The organism is Pseudomonas alloputida (assembly GCF_021283545.2).
GTDB lineage: Bacteria > Pseudomonadota > Gammaproteobacteria > Pseudomonadales > Pseudomonadaceae > Aquipseudomonas > Aquipseudomonas alloputida.
Map to the genome: position 1 here is coordinate 5448679 of NZ_CP128540.1, position 17340 is coordinate 5466018.

Here is a 17340-nt window from a genome sequence, read left to right on the forward strand (position 1 = left end):
CGCCGTCCTCTCACACCACCGTGCGTACGGTTCCGTACACGGCGGTTCAGGTTACGCGGCTAAGCCGGTTAATCGTATCCAGTATCGAGACCAGCCCGAGCCGGTCCCACAGTTTCTTTGGCAGCGCGTAGTTCATATGTTGCGCTCCCGAATTCCACCATGGACCTCGGCCATTGAAGGCTGACTTGTTGGCACGCTCCTCGCTCAACCCCAGGCGCATCAAGTTTCTCAGCCTCGTGGGAGGCTGCTTCCATTGACGCCAGATGACGCAGCGGAGTTTGTGCCTGACCCAACCATCCAGTTCCTCAAGCGGCCGCTTGCTCTGGCTGAGCTTGAAGTAGCTAGCCCAGCCTCTCAGGACGGGGTTGATCCGCTCGATGACAGTCGCCATTTTGCGAGCCCGTACGCTGCGCAGCAGCATTCTGAGCCGGTCGCGTAAGCGGTCTAGGCTCATCCTTGCCACGCGCAGCCTTGGCTGCTGGTGCCAGCTCATCCCATAGCCTAGGTAGTCGCACTTCCACGCCCTTGCCACTTGGCTTTTCTTCCTGTTCACCGTCAGCTTCAGACGTTCTCTCAGGAAGCGCTCGACGCTGACCAACACCCGTTCGCCGGCCCGGGGACTGCGTACATAGATGTTCGCATCATCGGCATAACGTACGAAGCGATGGCCCCGCCGCTCCAGCTCGCGGTCGAGTTCGTCGAGCAGGATATTCGACAGCAACGGCGAAAGCGGGCCGCCTTGCGGCGTCCCCTCCTGCCGTGGGCTGACGACACCGCCCGACATGATCCCGGCTTCAAGGTAGCGGCGAATAAGCCTGAGTACGCACTTGTCTTTGATCCGACGTTCGATGCAGGCCATGAGGATGTCGTGATTGACCCGATCGAAAAACTTCTCCAGATCGAGTTCCACGCACCAGCGGTGTCCCGCTGTCACATGAGCACGGGCCATCTCGATGGCTTGATGCGTACTTCTGCCCGGACGAAAACCATAGCTGTAGTCCGAGAACAGTGGGTCGAAGATAGGTGTGAGCTGCTGCTGCAGTGCTTGCTGGATCAGGCGATCCACGACGCTGGGGATACCCAGTTGCCGTGTGCCGCCCTGCGGCTTGGGAATTTCAACCGCTCGCACTGCTTGGGGATGGTATTCACCGGCCAGCAACCTGGCCTTGAGGGTTGGCCAATACTGTTTCACGTAGCCCGCCAAGTCAGCGACCGTCATGCCATCGGCACCCGGAGCCCCCTTGTTGCTAACCACGCGTTGATACGCACGCCTGAGGTTGGCCGGTGCAAGCACCCGCTCCATCAGCGTGTCCGGCTCCGCGTTCGTCCACGTCGCTGACGCCGCCGGCACCTTTGCACTGTCAGGCATCACCCTCGGCTTCTGGCCGGGATTCGGGATGACAGTTTCCGCTGTGGGAAATTTCTGCATTACGGTTACCAACGAGACGGCGACGCCTACTGGCGGCATAACCTGTTCGGCCCTTGGTGGCGCGGTTAACCGCCACTTACTACGGCTTCGGCTGACTTCTGCACGCTCGTCCCGTCGCCTTTCGACGCGCGGTAGCACAGTGGCAAGCGTACAGATCTCCCAGGGTAATTCGCGCGACCTTCCTGCTTATGCCTGTCGGATCTACGTCACAGCGTTCCGTGCAAGTATTGGGCTTTGGCGATTTGTGCCACCTCACCCCGCTGTGCCGCCTCTATCCGCTTCCTGTTCGTCAGGCCAGCATTTTGCCTCGGGCTTCCTTCAGATTCGCGGTCACCCGCGACACCCTTGCCTCCGGCTAACACTTCCCCTTGCCGGGTGTGTAGAGGACTTTCACCTCCAAGTCACCCACTTGGCCACCACAACCAAGCGGGTTGCGCTTACGCGCAACGCGCCATGCCTGGCGCACACAAAAAAATCCCAACAGGATGGTAGGTCTTTTCCTACAATCATCCGGGTACTCAAACGGATTGGATCCTGCGCGCCCCAAGGAGTGTTTCAAATGCTTCACTGGAAACCCGAGTATCTTCGTGCGTTCGTCAGCGAGCGCAGCCCGCAGAAGCTATTCGACATCGCAGTCCATCTGGCTCAGGACCTGGACATGGATTACCTTGGGCTGAACATCCGCATTCAGATCGCTACACAAACGCCAAGGCTGTACCTCTACAGCAACTACCCAAGTGAGTGGATCGAGCGCTACCAGCGCGACGACTTCTACAAGCAGGACCCGGCGGCGAACCTGAGCCACAGCTCGACGATGCCGGTGCTGTGGACCGATGAACTTTACAAGGAAGCCCCGCAATTTCGCGAAATGGCCTGCCTGTATGGCTTGCGGCACGGCTGGACACAGTCGCTTCACGATCAGCAGCACAACGAAAGCCAGATCAGTGTCGCTCGGCCAAATGGCCCCATCGATGAGGTCGAACTGTACGACAAAGCTGGGAGCGTGCAGTGGCTGTGCCACACACTTCACGCGGTACTGGGCGAGCACCATCTGAACGCGCTATGCCCACCCCAACCGAAAATGAGCGAGCGCGAACTGGAAGTGCTGAAATGGTCTGCCGCCGGCAAGACCGCTGCCGATGTTGCCTCCATCCTCTCGCTGTCGCAAAGCACGGTCAATTTCCATATCCGCAGCGTGATCACCAAGACCAACGCAGCCAACAAGGCCGGAGCCATTGCCATTGCCGCCTTGCGTGGCTGGATCTGATCTTCGAACCTGCGACCTCGGGCAAAGCCCTGTAGAATCGCCCGGCAAAGCCCGGCGCGAACCGCAACGGGCAGTTTCGTACCCGAGCCAGACGCCATGCCCCTGTTGACCACCCCCTACGCCGAACTCGACCTGATCCGCCAGCCGGAGCAGGCCAACGACCCGTTGCAGGCCTTCGATGCCGCCGACGAGTACCTGCTTGCGCAGCTACACGATCAGGCACCCGACGCCAATTGCCGGGTACTGGTGCTCAATGACAGCTTCGGTGCCCTGGCCGCAAGCCTTGCAGGCCAGCTGCAGGTGGTCAGCAGCGGTGACTCGCACCTGGGGCACCTGGCCCTGGAAAAGAACCTGGCGCGCAATGGCCTGCCGTTCGACAGTGTGCCGTTCGTACCGGCCAGCGAACACTGGCAAGGCCCGTTCGACCGGGTGCTGGTGCGTGTGCCCAAGACCCTGGCCCTTCTGGAAGAACAACTGATCCGCCTGCAAGGCCAGTTGGCACCAGGTGCGCAGGTGATTGCAGGGGCGATGATCAAGCACCTGCCGCGCGCGGCCGGCGACCTGATGGAGAAGTACATCGGCCCCGTACAGGCTTCGCTGGCACTGAAAAAGGCCCGTTTGCTGACAGCAACGGTTGCCGAGCGGCCGCTCGCCAAGTCCCCCTACCCCAGCTGCTACCGCCTCGACGCGCCGGCACTTGACTTGGTCAACCACGCCAACGTGTTCTGCCGTGAAGGCCTGGATATCGGGACGCGGGCGTTCCTCCCGCATCTACCACGCAACCTCGGCCGTGCGCGGGTGGCAGACCTGGGCTGCGGCAACGGCGTGCTCGCGATCGCCAGCGCCCTGGCCAACCCGGAGGCCGAGTACACCCTGGTCGACGAGTCGTACATGGCAGTGCAATCGGCGCAGGAGAACTGGCTGGCAGCGTTGGGCGAGCGCCCGGCGACCTTCCTCGCGGCCGATGGCCTGGCCGGGCTGGAGAAACAGTCGCTGGACGTGGTGCTGTGCAACCCGCCGTTCCACCAACAGCAGGTAGTAGGCGATTTCCTCGCCTGGCGCATGTTCCAGCAGGCGCGTGAAGCGCTGGTGGTAGGTGGGGCGCTGTACATCGTAGGTAACCGGCATCTGGGCTATCACAGCAAGCTGGCGCGGTTGTTCCGGGGGGTGGAGCAGGTGGCGGCAACGCCCAAGTTCGTCATTCTGAAAGCCCGCAAGTAGGCGCGCCACCGCCCCCGTAGGAGCGGGCTTGCCCGCGAACACCGGCAACGCCTGTGCCATCTAGCGCGTTGCCTGCTTCGTGGGCAAGCCCGCTGCCGCTCTTTATCAGTGTGTGGTCAGGCCCGCCGCCCCCATGAACAGCCGCATCACCCAGGCCGCCACACCCAGCGCTGCGACGCTCATCGCCCAGATCAGCAACAGCCAACCCAGTCGCTGCCACAGCGGTTTCTTGTCTTCCAAACCATGCTTGCCAGCCATCATGCAGCCCTCCTAGTGATAGCCGTCTTCGTGGGTCACCTTGCCGCGGAACACGTAGTAGCTCCAGAAGGTATACATGAGGATAAACGGCAGGATGAACAGGGTACCCACCAGCATGAAGCCCTGGCTTTGCGGTGGCGCTGCGGCATCCCAGATCGAAATCGACGGCGGGATGATGTTAGGCCACAGGCTGATTCCCAAGCCGCTGTAGCCAAGGAAGATCAGTACCAGCGTGAGCAGGAACGGCGTGTAGTGCGCGTTGCGTGCCACCGCTTTGAGCAACCCGTAGAAGGTCACCAGCACCAGCAGCGGTACCGGCATGAACCAGATCAGGTTGGGCATGCTGAACCAGCGGTCGGCAATCTGCGGGTAGGCGATGGGCGTCCACAGGCTGACGATACCGATCACCACCAGCAGCACCAGCGCCAGCGGCCGGGCCATATCGTGCATCTTCTGCTGCAGCGGCCCTTCGGTCTTCATGATCAGCCAGGTGCAACCCAGCAAGGTGTAGGCCACGATCAACCCCAGCCCGCAGAATAGGCTGAATGGGGTCAGCCAGTCCAGGGTGCCACCGGCAAAATGCCGGTCGACCACCTTGAACCCCTCCAGGAACGCGCCCAGCGCCACGCCCTGGAAGAAGGTGGCGATCAGCGAACCCCAGATAAAAGCCTTGTCCCAGATGTGTCGTTTGTCGGCCTTGGCCTTGAAGCGGAACTCGAAGGCCACGCCTCGGAAAATCAGGCCGATCAGCATCAGGATCAGGGGCAGGTACAGGGCCTCGAGGACCACGGCATACGCCATCGGGAAGGCCCCGAACAGTCCGGCACCGCCCAGGACCAACCAGGTTTCGTTGCCGTCCCATACCGGCGCGACAGTGTTCATCATGACATCACGGTCCTGCTCGCCCTTGACGAAGGGGAAGAGCATGCCGATCCCCAGGTCGAATCCGTCCATCACCACGTACATCATGACGCCGAAGATGATGATCACGGCCCAGATCAGTGGAAGGTCGATACCCATGGTTCAGTTCCCCTCGTTCAGGCTGGCAGAGGTGGCCTCGCGGCCATCATCGGCGGCGGACAAAGGCCGTGCCGGCGTGCGTTTCTGGCCTGGGCCTCCCGGTGTGTGCTCGTCACCCTCACCGGTTTGCGGCCCTTTGCGCACCAGGCGCATCATGTAGCCAAGGCCGGTGCCAAACAGGGCGAAGTACACCACCACGAACGCCACAAGGGTGAAGCCGAGCTGAGCGTAGCTGTGGTTGGAAACACCGTCCGCCGTGCGCATCAGGCCGTACACCACCCAGGGCTGGCGGCCAATTTCGGTGGTGAACCAGCCGGCCAGCAGTGCGACCAGCCCAGATGGGCCCATCCACAGGGCCACATGCAGGAACGGGCGTGAACTGTACAGCGTGCCGCGTTTGCGCAACCACAGGCTCCACAGGCCAACGAAGATCATCAGGAAACCAAGCCCGACCATGATCCGGAACGACCAGAACACAATGGTCGAATTAGGCCGGTCCTCGGGCGGGAACTCCTTCATCGCCGGCACCTGCTTGTCCAGGCTGTGAGTCAGGATCAGGCTGCCGAGGGCCGGAATCTCGATCTTGAACCGGGTAGTCTCGGCCTCCATGTCGGGAATGCCGAACAGGATCAGTGGAGTCGGCTCACCGGGCACGTTCTCCCAGTGGCCTTCGATCGCAGCAATTTTCACCGGCTGGTGCTTGAGGGTATTGAGGCCGTGGAAATCGCCGATCACTGCCTGAATCGGGGCGACGATCAATGCCATCCACATGGCCATCGACAGCATCTTGCGTACAGCCGGGTTGTCACGCCCGCGCAGCAGGTGCCAGGCCGCCGAGGCACCGACGAAGAACGCGGTGGACACGAACGCGGCAGTAGCCATGTGCATCAGGCGGTAGGGGAAGGAGGGGTTGAACACCACCGCAAACCAGTCCACCGGCACCACCCGACCATCGATGATCTCGTGACCTTGCGGGGTTTGCATCCAGCTGTTGGAGGCGAGAATCCAGAAGGTAGAGACCAGCGTACCGAGCGCTACCATCACCGTGGAGAAGAAGTGCAGACCACGGCCGACGCGGTTCCAGCCAAACAACATGACGCCCAGGAAACCGGCCTCGAGGAAGAACGCAGTCAGTACTTCGTAGGTGAGCAGCGGGCCGGTGACGGCGCCGGCAAAGTCGGAGAAGCGGCTCCAGTTGGTGCCGAACTGGTAGGCCATGACCAGGCCGGAGACGACGCCCATGCCGAAGTTGACGGCGAAGATCTTTGACCAGAAGTGATAGAGGTCACGGTAGACCTGGTTGTGGGTCCGCAGCCATAGGCCTTCGAGGACTGCCAGGTAGCTGGCCAGGCCAATGGTGATGGCCGGGAACAGGATGTGGAACGACACGGTAAAGGCAAACTGCATTCGGGCGAGCTCTAAGGCCTCTATTCCGAACATGGTGCTTCCTCTTCAGATAATCCGGCGTCCGGGCTTGTGGCCCCAGTCGCCCACTGCCCCCACTGGGTCGAGTACGGCGTGTTGGAATTGTTCTGTTCGATCGCAGGGATTCCGGCCAGACGGCCAATTCATTGATCTGGAACGATTGACCCAGATCAATGAATGCTAGGAAGCATAGTCCCGAATGGCCCGGTGGGCCGTGTGGTGGATTGCCGCGTGACCTGTTGCCTCACCCTCTTTGATTAGCAGTGGAAAAGTGCCGACCTGAGCAAACAGTAACCGCTTGTTACAAACAGATGATACGCTGCGCCCCCCTCTACTGCGCCGAGGCCCCTGGTTTCCGATGTCCGATTCCGCACCGCAGTTGTTGCGTCACCATCGTCCTTTTCTGGCCTTCTGGCTGGCCCGCGTGTTCACCGCCAGCGGCTTCCAGATGCTCACCGTGGCCATCGGCTGGCACCTCTACCAATTGACCGGCAACGTCCTGGACCTGGGCCTGGTCGGCCTGGTCGAGTTCGCCCCACGGGTGCTGTTCATGCTGCACACCGGCCATGTCGCCGACCGCTATGACAGGCGCAAGGTCGCCGCCTTGTGCCAGAGCCTCCAGGGGCTGATTGCCCTGGCGCTGGCGGTGGGCAGTGCCACCGACAACGTCACCCGCGAACTGATCTTTGCTCTGGCCTTCCTGCTCGGCGCCAGCCGCTCATTCGAAATGCCGGCAACCCAGGCGCTGTTGCCCAATGTGGTACCGGCCGGGCTGTTCCCGCGGGCAGTGGCGGCGTCGGCCTCGGCCACCCAGTCGGCGACCATCGTGGCGCCGGCGGTGGGCGGATTCCTGTATGCCTTTGGCAGCATGTGGGTGTACGGCCCGACGGTGGCCTTGTACGCCATTGCCTGCGTGCTGACCCTGAGCCTGCAGGCGCGCGGCCAGGTCGCCCAGCGCGGGCGCGCCAGCATCGAATCGCTGCTGGCTGGCATCCGCTTCATTCGCAGCCGGCCCGACATCCTCGGCGCCATCTCGCTGGACCTGTTCGCCGTATTGTTGGGCGGAGCCACCGCCTTGCTGCCGGTATTTGCCAAGGACATCCTGCTGACCGGGCCGATGGGCCTTGGCCTGTTGCGCTCGGCGCCAGCGGTGGGAGCATTGCTGATGTCGCTCTGGTTGGCGCGCTTCCCGTTCCAGCGCAACGTCGGGCGGACGATGTTCACTGCGGTCGGCGTGTTCGGCGTGGCGACCATCGCCTTCGGCCTGTCGACCTCGTTCTGGTTCTCGCTGGCGGTACTGGTGGTACTGGGTGCGGCAGACATGATCAGCATGGTCATTCGCAGTTCGTTCGTGCAGCTGGAGACACCGGATGAAATGCGTGGGCGGGTCAGCGCAGTGAACGGCCTGTTCATCGGTGCCTCGAACCAGCTCGGTGAGTTCGAATCGGGGGTGACCGCGCACTGGTTTGGTACAGTGCCGGCGGTGGTGCTGGGCGGGGTGGGCACTTTGGTGGTGACCGGGGTGTGGATAAAACTGTTCCCTACCCTGGCCAAGCGGGACCGGTTGCATAACGGGTGATGGGTCACCTGTGCCCGCCGCTTCGCGGGCAAGCCCGCGCCTACGGGGGAACTTCCCCGCACAGGGCCAGAAAAACCCATTCCCCAACGGCCATAGGCCCCCGCCATGCATGCTGGTATGATGCGCGGCTTTTTTCCTCCCCACACAAAACCACGGCATCCGGTACGGTCTGTGCTTTGCTGTTGGGGTCGATACATTCATGGCGCCGGGGGCGCCTTGGGGAGCGGGCATGCTGGAAAGGCTGTTTCAACTAAGAGCACACAACACCAACGTGCGCACCGAGATTCTCGCGGGCGTCACCACCTTCCTGGCCATGGCCTACATCCTGTTCGTCAACCCGAGCATCCTCGGCGAGACCGGCATGGACAAGGGCGCGATCTTCGTCGCCACCTGCCTGGCAGCGGCCATCGGCTCCGCCACCATGGGCCTGATTGCCAACTACCCGATCGCCCTGGCACCGGGCATGGGCCTGAACGCGTTCTTCACCTACACCGTGGTGCTGCACATGGGCCACACCTGGCAGGTGGCACTGGGTGCCGTGTTCCTGTCGGCGGTGATGTTCTTCCTGCTGTCGATCTTCCGCATCCGCGAGTGGATCGTGAACAGCATCCCGCTGCCGCTGCGTTCGGCGATTGCCGCCGGCATTGGCCTGTTCCTGGCATTGATCGCCCTGCATAACGCCGGCATCGTCGTCGATAACCCAGCCACTTTGGTGGGCATGGGCGACCTCAAGCAGCCGTCGGTGATTCTCGCCACACTGGGCTTTTTCCTGATCGTCGGCCTTGAGTCGCTGAAAGTGCGCGGCGCGGTGTTGATCGGCATCCTGGCCGTCACCGTCGCGTCGATCGCCATGGGCGTCACGCCGTTCGGCGGGATCGTGTCGATGCCACCTTCACTGGCACCCACCTTCCTGCAGCTGGACATCGCCGGTGCCCTCGATGTGGGCCTGATCAGCGTGATCTTCGCGTTCCTGTTCGTCGACCTGTTCGACAACTCCGGCACCCTGATCGCCGTGGCCAAGCGCGCCGGCCTGATGGGCAAGGACGGCCACATGCCGAAGATGGGCCGCGCCCTGATCGCCGACAGCACCGCCGCCATGGCCGGCTCCCTGCTGGGCACCTCGACCACCACCAGCTATATCGAGTCCGCTGCGGGTGTGAGCGCCGGTGGCCGCACCGGCCTGACGGCCATCGTGGTTGCCGTGCTGTTCCTGCTGGCGCTGTTCTTTGCCCCACTGGCCGGTAGCGTGCCCGCCTTCGCCACCGCTCCGGCGCTGCTGTTCGTCGCGGTACTGATGGCCTCGGGCCTGGCGGAAATAAACTGGGACGACGTCACCGAAGCCGCACCGGTGGTGGTAACTGCCTTGGCCATGCCGCTGACGTACTCGATCGCCAATGGTATCGCCTTCGGCTTCATCGCCTGGACCGCCGTCAAGTTGATCTCGGGCCGCCACCGCGAACTCAACTCGGCCCTGGTGATCCTTTCCATCCTGTTCGTCATCAAGCTAGGCTGGTTCAACGCATGAGTGCTGCTTTCGACCCCTCCTCCTACGCCACCCAGCTGGATGCCAAAGTGGCCCGGCTGCGCGAGCTGCTGGCACCGTTCGGCGCGCCGGAACCGGCTGTTTTCGACTCACCGCGCGAGCATTACCGCCTGCGCGCCGAGTTCCGCCTGTGGCGCGAGGATGGCCAGCGCCACTACGCCATGTTCGCCCCGGGCGAGAAGCACAAGGCAATCCTGATCGACGATTTCCCCATTGCCAGCGAACGCATCAACGCGTTGATGCCGCGCCTGAAGGCAGCCTGGCAGGCCAGCGAAGAACTGGGCAACCGCCTGTTCCAGGTGGAGTTCCTCACCACCCTGGCTGGCGATGCGATGATCACGATGTGCTATCACCGCCCGCTGGACGAGGCCTGGGAAGTGGAAGCACGGCAACTGGCTGAAGCGCTGGGGGTGAGCGTCATCGGCCGCTCCAAGGGCAAGCGCCTGGTTATCGGCCGCGACTACGCGGTGGAAAAGCTTGATGTGGCTGGCCGCGTGTTCAGTTACCGCCAGCCGGAGGGTGCGTTCACCCAGCCCAACGGCGCAGTGAACCAGAAGATGCTCAGCTGGGCCTTCGAGGCCATTGGCGAGCGTGAGGATGACCTGCTGGAGCTGTATTGCGGCAACGGCAACTTCACCCTGCCGCTGGCCACGCGTGTACGCCAGGTGCTGGCCACCGAAATCAGCAAGACGTCGGTCAATGCCGCCCTGAGCAACCTTGACGAAAACGCTGTGGATAACGTGCGGCTGGTACGTTTGTCGGCAGAGGAGCTGACCCAGGCACTGAATGAGGTGCGGCCGTTCCGTCGCCTGGAAGGCATCGACCTGAAGAGTTATCAGTTCGGTACCGTGTTCGTCGACCCACCGCGTGCGGGGATGGACCCGGATACCTGCGAGCTGACCCGGCGTTTCGAGCGCATTCTGTACATCTCGTGCAACCCGGAAACGCTGGCAGCGAACATTGCCCAGTTGCAGGACACCCACCGCATCGAGCGCTGTGCATTGTTTGACCAGTTCCCGTATACCCACCATATGGAGAGTGGGGTTCTGCTGGTTCGGCGCTGATCGTTGTATTGCCGGGGCTGCTTTGCAGCCCATTCGCGGGCAAGCCCGCTCCGACATTGATCGGCGTCGGTGTACGCAGATCGTTGTAGGAGCGGGCTTGCCCGCGAATGGGCCGCAGAGCGGCCCCAAGCTTCACCTCAGAAGTCGAAGAAGACGGTCTCCCCTTCCCCCTGAATGCGGATATCAAAGCGGTACGCCGTCTTCCCATCCACTTCGCAACGCTTGGCAATCAAGGTTTCACGCCGCTGCGGCTGCTCGATCAGGTTGAGCACCGGGCACTTGGCATTGGCCTGGGCCTCATCATCGAAATACAGGCGCGTGTGCAGGTGGATGTTGATGCCACGGGCAAACAGGCTGATGTTGATGTGCGGCGCCATCGGCACGCCAGCAGCGTTGTTCACCACACCCGGCTTGACCGTTTGCAGCGTCCACTCACCGGCATCGAAGGTGGTAGCCGTGCGGCCAAAGCTGTTGAAGGCGTTTTCCAGGTTGTAGGCATCCTGGTACTCACCGTTGGCGTCGGCCTGCCACACTTCCAGGAACGAGTCGCGCACCAGGTGGCCGTTTCCGTCATATACGTGGCCGATCAGCAGAATGTGCTCGCCCGGGGCGTCTGGCTTGGCCAGGCAGTTCCAGATTTCCTGGTCGCGGGTCGGGTTGCCGGCGGCTTCCAGGGCCAGGCCGATGTGCACGTAGGGGCCGGCAGTCTGCGAAGGGGTTTCCGGCAGCAGTTCGATTGGCATGGCGGGGTCCTCAGCAGTTTTCGAAGTGGGTCTTGCGCTGGCCGCGCAGCACGATGTCAAAGCGGTAGGCCAGGCAGTCCATCGGGTTGGCGTTGCTCATGTCGAGCTTGGCGATCAACTGCTGCACGGCTTGCGGGTTGGCGATCGACTTGACGATCGGGCACATCGGGATCAGCGGGTCACCTTCGAAGTACAACTGGGTGATCAGCTTGGTGGCGATCGATGGGCCGCTGATGGCGAAGTGGATATGCGCCGGGCGCCAGTCGTTCGGGCCGTTGCGCCATGGGTACGGGCCCGGCTTGATGGTGCGGAAGCTGTAATAGCCGTCACGGTCGGTCAGACACCGCCCAACACCACCGAAGTTCGGGTCCAGGGGCGCCAGGTAGCGATCGTTCTTGTGGCGATAGCGGCCGCCGGCGTTGGCTTGCCACATCTCCACCAAAGTGTTCGGCACAGGCTTGCCGTACTGGTCGACGACACGGCCGGCGACGATGATGCGCTCGCCAATGGGCAGGCCACCGTTATTGAAGTTCAGCAGCAGGTCATGGTCGTGGGCGCCGAAGCCCAGATGGGAAAAGTCCGGACCAGTGGTTTCGCTGATCGACTGCGGAATGCTGACCAGTGCCTGGCGCGGCGAGCGGGCAACGGAGGTCTTGTAGTCAGGCGTAAGGGCTTTAGGGTGCCAGTTGCGATCACGGATCACGAAGCGGCTGTTGTCCTGGGCGGGCATGCCGGTTTCCTCTCTTGGAATTGTGAGAACGCCTGGGCGTGGCAGGCGGACTTGCAGTTTCCGGCAGGTCGCGCGTGATGAATATTGAAATCGACCAACTCATACATAACCAAATGGTTATGTCTTAACACCTTTGCCTGACACCAGCCGCTTTCCTGAACTAATCTTTGTCTTCTTGTTTCACGCTCGGAGAGCATTCATGGAATGGCGAAAAGGCCGACGCAGCGACAACGTGGTCGATGCCCGGGGCGAAGGTGGCGGTGGCGGCATGCGCTTCGGCGGCGGCAAGGGGCTGGGGCTCGGGGCGATTCTGCTGATCGTCGGCATCGGCTGGCTCACCGGGCAGGACCCGCTGCAGATTCTTGGCCAGCTCACCGGCCAGCTGGAGCAACAGCAAACGGCCCCCAGTGGTACAAGCGCCAAGGCCCCCCCGGCCAACGACCAGCAGGCCGAGTTCGTCGCCTCGATTCTGGGCGACACCGAGGACACCTGGAAAGCCCTGTTCGCCCAGGCCGGCAAACAATACCGTGACCCCAAACTGGTCCTGTTCAGCGGCCAGGTCAATTCGGCCTGTGGTTTTGCCTCGGCAGCGGTCGGGCCGTTCTATTGCCCGGCGGACCAGCGGGTGTACCTGGACATGTCGTTCTTCCGCGAAATGGAAACCCGCTTCGCTGCAGCGGGCGACTTCGCCCAGGCCTACGTGATCGCCCACGAAATCGGTCACCATGTGCAGACACTGCTGGGCGTTTCGGCCAAGGTGGATGCCGCACGACGCGCCGGCCAGCGCATGGAGGGCGACAACGGCCTGTTGGTGCGCCAGGAGTTGCAGGCTGACTGCCTGGCCGGGGTATGGGCCTACCAGGCGCAGAAACGCCTGAACTGGCTGGAGCCAGGCGATGTCGAGGAAGCGCTGAATGCGGCCAATGCCATTGGCGACGACCGCCTGCAGCAGCAAGGCCGCGGCCGCGTAGTGCCGGACTCCTTCACCCATGGCACTTCCGCGCAGCGGGTGCGTTGGTTCAAGATCGGGTTTGCCGAAGGTGAAGTGAACCGCTGCGACACCTTCAGCGCACGCACCCTCTGATCCCAGGCCCAACAGGGACCAAGTGAGACCATCTGCTGATATTTTGCTGAAAAAGCGTTTCAGCTTCCCCAATCACGGCCGATAACCCCTGCACGAATCAGCGGGCATCCAGAACAACAACGCCTGGCGATCGAAGATCAAGAGAGCGAAATCAACTTCTGGAGAGCGTGCATGAACAGCTGGTTCGCCAACATCAGCGTCAACCTTAAACTCGGCCTGGGCTTCGGCCTGGTGCTGGTCCTCACTGGCCTGCTGGCCCTCACCGGCTGGACCAGCCTGGGCAGCCTGATCGACCGTAGCAACTGGATGGGCGATATTGGCCAGTTGAACAAGGACCTCACCGATCTACGCATTGCGCGCCTGCAGTACATGATCGCCAACGGCGACGATACCGCCGCCGCCAACACCCTGGCCAAGCTGGACGCATTCAGCAAGCAGCAGGCCTACCTGGCCACCACCTTCAAAAGCCCGGAGAACGTCAAGCTGCTGGGTGAGCTGGGCGATACCATCAGTGCCTACAAGCTGTCGCTGAACAAGATGCGCCAGGGCTACGACGCCACCCGCGCAGCGCGCGTTTCCATGGACAGTTCGGCCATTCGCGCCGACCAGGCCATGGATGCGCTCAGCCAGGAGGTGATGGCTCGCCCCGAGGCTGACAGCGTGCGCCTGGCCCAGTACCAGCTGATCAGCAAGGCCCGCCAGCAACTGCTGCAGGTACGCATCGATGTGCGTGGCTACATCGCCGAGAACAGCAGCGCCAACGAGCAGGCCGCCTTGCGCCAGCTGGATGCAGCACTGGCCGATACCGACAACCTCAAGCGCCAGCTGCCCAGCGAAGACGCCCGCCTGCAACAGTTCGAAAACGCAGTACTGGCCTATCGTGACGCCGTACGCCAGTTCCGCGACGCGGTTGCCAACATCACCACCTCGCGCGCCGAAATGACCGTGCAGGGCGCCGACATCGTCAAGCGCAGTGACGCGTTGTACCAGATCCAGCTGGAGCGCCGTGACATCGAGAGCACCCAGGCCCGCAGCCTGCAGGCCATCGCCACACTGTTGGCGCTGCTGGTCGGCGTGCTGGCGGCGGTGCTGATCACCCGCCAGATCACGCGCCCGTTGCAAGACACCCTGGTGGCCGTGGAGAAAATCGCCAGTGGCGACCTTACCCAACACATGCGCGTCACCCGCCGTGACGAACTGGGCGTGCTGCAGCAAGGCATCGCGCGCATGGGCACCACCCTGCGCGAGCTGATCAGCGGCATCCGCGATGGCGTCACCCAGATCGCCAGCGCCGCCGAAGAGCTGTCGGCAGTCACCGAACAGACCAGCGCGGGCGCCAACAGCCAGAAAGTCGAGACCGACCAGGTGGCCACCGCCATGCACGAAATGGCCGCTACCGTTCAGGAAGTGGCGCGCAATGCCGAGCAGGCCTCACATGCAGCCACCGGAGCCGATGACGAAGCCCGTGCCGGCGACCGCGTGGTGGGCGAAGCGATTGGCCAGATCGAACGCCTGGCCGAAGACATGCACCGCTCCACCGAGGCCATGAACCTGCTGCAGCAGGAAAGCCAGAAAATTGGCAGCGTGATGGACGTGATCAAGTCGGTGGCTGAACAGACCAACCTGCTGGCGCTCAACGCAGCGATCGAGGCGGCTCGTGCCGGCGAGGCAGGCCGTGGCTTTGCCGTGGTTGCCGACGAAGTGCGCGGCCTGGCCCAACGCACGCAGAAGTCTACCGAAGAGATCGAAGAGCTGATTGCCAGCCTGCAGCACGGTACCCAGCAAGTGGCGAATGCCATGCAGGGCAGCCGTGCCCTGACCGACAGCAGCGTCGAACTGGCGCGAAAGGCCGGGTCATCGCTGGAGAGCATTACCAGTACGGTATCGAGCATCCAGTCGATGAACCAGCAGATTGCTGCGGCGGCAGAGCAGCAGAGTGCGGTGGCTGAAGAGATCAGCCGAAGCATCCTGAATGTGCGTGATGTGTCAGAGCAAACCGCAGCAGCCAGTGACGAGACGGCAGCGTCGAGTGTGGAGCTGGCGCGGTTGGGTGGGCAGTTGCAGACACTGGTCAGCCAGTTCCGCGTCTGACCGTTGGCACCTGGGGCCGCTTTGCGGCCCTTTCGCGACTCAAGGCCCCCAACGCAGGTCCTCGTGGGAGCGGCCTTGTGTCGCGATAGGAGGGCAAAGCCCTCCCGGCGTTCTGACAGGTACTACTTGACGATCATCCCTACCCCACGCCCACGTGGGTCGGAAGCAGTCTCAAGCTTCGCCCCATCGACGCGGATCGCCTGGATGTCGCCCATCTCCCAGCCCTGGTCCTCCAGCACATAGCCCATCTTCTTCAGCTCATCAGCTACCGGCCCGGTCAGTGGCGCATAGCTGTCGAAGTAAATGGTGTCCTTGGGCAGCAACTGATGGTGCACGCGCTGCGCCGCCACCGCCTTGTCCAGCGGCATGCCGTAGTCGTACAGGTTGTTCATCACCTGGAAGATCGAGGTAAAGATCCGTGAACCACCCGGGGTACCGATTACCAGCTCGACCTTGCCATCGCGGGTCATCAGGCTGGGGCTCATCGACGACAGCATGCGCTTGCCCGGTTCGATCGCGTTGGCATCACCGCCGACCACGCCAAAGGCGTTCGCCGCCCCCGGCTTGGCGCTGAAGTCATCCATCTCGTCGTTGAGCAGGAAACCGGCACCCTTCACCACGACGCCACTGCCGTAGTCGAGGTTGAGGGTGTAGGTATTGCTGACCGCGTTGCCCTGCTTGTCGACGATCGAGAAATGCGTGGTCTGGTGCGGTTCAAGGCCCGGCTTGACCTTGTCGGTGTCGGAAATGGCCTTCGGGTTGACCTGGGCTGCGCGCTTGGCCAGGTAATCCTTGGCCACCAGCTGGTCCACCGGCACCTTGGTGAAGGCCGGGTCGCCCAGGTAATCGGCGCGGTCGGCGAACACCCGCTTTTCGATCTCGGCCAACAGGTGGATGTACTGCGCCGAGTTATGCGCCACCCCTTTGAAGTCGGCCGCGCGGTCTTCCTTGATGCCCAGCAACTGGGCCAGCGCCACACCGCCCGAGCTCGGCGGTGGCGCGGTATACACCACATTGCCACGCCAGCTCACGGCCATCGGTTCACGCCATACCGCCTTGTAATCCTTCAGGTCTTCTTTGGTAATCAGGCCTTTGTCAGCCTGCATCTGCGCCACCAGCAAATCGGCGGTCTTGCCTTGATAGAACTCGCTCACGCCCTTGTCGGCTATACGCTCCAGGGTCTGGGCCATTTCCGGCTGCTTGAACAGCTCGCCGACCTTCATGTTGCCAAAGTAATCGTTGAAGTTGGTCGCCGTCTTGAACATGCCTTGGGCATCGTTGCGGTACTGGTACTGCTTTTCCGCCACCTTGAAGCCGTTTTTCGCATAGCCGATGGCCGGGGTCAGCAACTCGCTCCAGGGCAGCTTGCCGAACTTCTGGTGCGCCTCCCACAGGCCCATTACCGTACCGGGTACGCCTGCGGCGCGTGCCCCGACCAGGCTGAGGTTCTCGATGACCTCGCCCTTGTCGTCCAGGTACATGTTGCGCGTGGCGGCCTTGGGCGCGACTTCGCGGTAGTCGAGGAAGTAAGGCTTGCCATCGACGAACAGGGTCATGAAGCCGCCACCGCCGATATTACCGGCCTCTGGGTACGTCACCGCCAGGGTGAAGGCGGTCGCAACTGCCGCGTCCACCGCGTTGCCGCCCTTTTTCAGAATATCGGCGGCCACCTGTGCACCATATTGATCGGGGGCGGCCACCGCGCCGCCCTCCAGGGTGGCGGCGTAAACCGAGGAACAGCTCAGGATCGCGGCTGCGAGAGCCAGGTACTGGAACGGGACAATACGCATGACACTTCCTTGGTGTTGTTTTTGTTGAGCAGTCAGTAAGGCCGAAGCGCTTCGACTGTGCAATCAACCGGCGGAAGTTTCGCCGCCTGTGGACAG

The 17340-nt window shown here is 62.6% G+C and carries 14 protein-coding genes; 7 read left to right on the forward strand and 7 right to left on the reverse strand.

Features of this window, described 5'->3' with window-relative positions:
• Positions 1–46: 46 nt before the first annotated feature.
• The gene (gene ltrA, locus LU682_RS25325; RefSeq protein WP_010952877.1) at positions 47–1468 is read right to left on the reverse strand and encodes a group II intron reverse transcriptase/maturase; all 1422 of its coding nucleotides are present in this window, start codon (positions 1466–1468) and stop codon (positions 47–49) included.
• Between the two features lie 520 nt (positions 1469–1988).
• Between ltrA and LU682_RS25330 the strand changes: the two genes are divergently transcribed.
• Both LU682_RS25330 and LU682_RS25335 read left to right on the forward strand, forming a co-directional pair.
• On the forward strand, positions 1989–2696 hold the full coding sequence (locus LU682_RS25330; RefSeq protein ID WP_049587090.1) for an autoinducer binding domain-containing protein: 708 nt from the start codon (positions 1989–1991) through the stop codon (positions 2694–2696).
• 96 nt (positions 2697–2792) lie between these two features.
• Positions 2793–3917 carry a methyltransferase gene (locus LU682_RS25335; RefSeq protein WP_010955306.1) on the forward strand — a complete coding sequence of 375 codons (1125 nt, stop codon included), beginning with the start codon at positions 2793–2795 and terminating at the stop codon, positions 3915–3917.
• Positions 3918–4022: 105 nt separating this feature from the next.
• Here the strand turns inward: LU682_RS25335 and LU682_RS25340 are convergent, their stop codons facing one another.
• Genes LU682_RS25340 through LU682_RS25350 form a run of 3 tightly spaced genes read right to left on the reverse strand, consistent with a single transcriptional unit; the run spans position 4023 to position 6635 of the window.
• A complete protein-coding gene (locus LU682_RS25340) occupies positions 4023–4178 on the reverse strand; it encodes a DUF2474 domain-containing protein (RefSeq protein WP_003251614.1) in 156 nt (51 codons plus the stop codon).
• Positions 4179–4187: 9 nt separating this feature from the next.
• Positions 4188–5195 (reverse strand): cytochrome d ubiquinol oxidase subunit II, encoded by a 1008-nt coding sequence (gene cydB / locus LU682_RS25345; RefSeq protein WP_010955308.1) that lies wholly within the window; start codon positions 5193–5195, stop codon positions 4188–4190.
• 3 nt (positions 5196–5198) lie between these two features.
• Positions 5199–6635, reverse strand: coding sequence for a cytochrome ubiquinol oxidase subunit I (locus tag LU682_RS25350; protein ID WP_010955309.1), 1437 nt, complete (start codon positions 6633–6635; stop codon positions 5199–5201).
• 343 nt (positions 6636–6978) lie between these two features.
• Here LU682_RS25350 and LU682_RS25355 point away from each other — a divergent pair, with 343 nt between their 5' ends.
• The 3 genes from LU682_RS25355 (at position 6979) to trmA (ending at position 10806) form a co-directional block, all read left to right on the forward strand.
• On the forward strand, positions 6979–8199 hold the full coding sequence (locus tag LU682_RS25355) for an MFS transporter (protein WP_010955310.1): 1221 nt from the start codon (positions 6979–6981) through the stop codon (positions 8197–8199).
• Positions 8200–8428: 229 nt separating this feature from the next.
• Positions 8429–9724: an NCS2 family permease gene (locus LU682_RS25360; protein ID WP_010955311.1), complete on the forward strand. Its 1296-nt coding sequence runs from the start codon at positions 8429–8431 to the stop codon at positions 9722–9724.
• Positions 9721–10806, forward strand: a complete 1086-nt coding sequence (gene trmA, locus LU682_RS25365; protein ID WP_004575991.1) for a tRNA (uridine(54)-C5)-methyltransferase TrmA — start codon at positions 9721–9723, stop codon at positions 10804–10806. The genes LU682_RS25360 and trmA overlap by 4 nt, the downstream gene beginning before the upstream one ends.
• Before the next feature lie 137 nt (positions 10807–10943).
• Here trmA and pcaG read toward each other — a convergent pair whose 3' ends face one another.
• Entirely contained in the window at positions 10944–11549 is a 606-nt protein-coding gene (gene pcaG / locus LU682_RS25370; RefSeq protein WP_010955312.1) for a protocatechuate 3,4-dioxygenase subunit alpha, read from the reverse strand.
• A 10-nt stretch (positions 11550–11559) separates the two neighbouring features.
• On the reverse strand, positions 11560–12279 hold the full coding sequence (gene pcaH / locus LU682_RS25375; RefSeq protein WP_009682255.1) for a protocatechuate 3,4-dioxygenase subunit beta: 720 nt from the start codon (positions 12277–12279) through the stop codon (positions 11560–11562).
• 199 nt (positions 12280–12478) lie between these two features.
• On the opposite strand from pcaH, the gene ypfJ reads away from it, so the two are divergent.
• Together ypfJ and LU682_RS25385 are read left to right on the forward strand one after the other, a co-directional pair.
• Positions 12479–13363 carry a KPN_02809 family neutral zinc metallopeptidase gene (gene ypfJ / locus LU682_RS25380; RefSeq protein WP_049587096.1) on the forward strand — a complete coding sequence of 295 codons (885 nt, stop codon included), beginning with the start codon at positions 12479–12481 and terminating at the stop codon, positions 13361–13363.
• 171 nt (positions 13364–13534) lie between these two features.
• Positions 13535–15454, forward strand: a complete 1920-nt coding sequence (locus LU682_RS25385; protein WP_010955314.1) for a methyl-accepting chemotaxis protein — start codon at positions 13535–13537, stop codon at positions 15452–15454.
• Between the two features lie 122 nt (positions 15455–15576).
• On the opposite strand, the gene ggt is transcribed toward LU682_RS25385, so the two are convergent.
• Entirely contained in the window at positions 15577–17244 is a 1668-nt protein-coding gene (gene ggt, locus LU682_RS25390) for a gamma-glutamyltransferase (RefSeq protein WP_010955315.1), read from the reverse strand.
• Positions 17245–17340 lie beyond the last annotated feature (96 nt).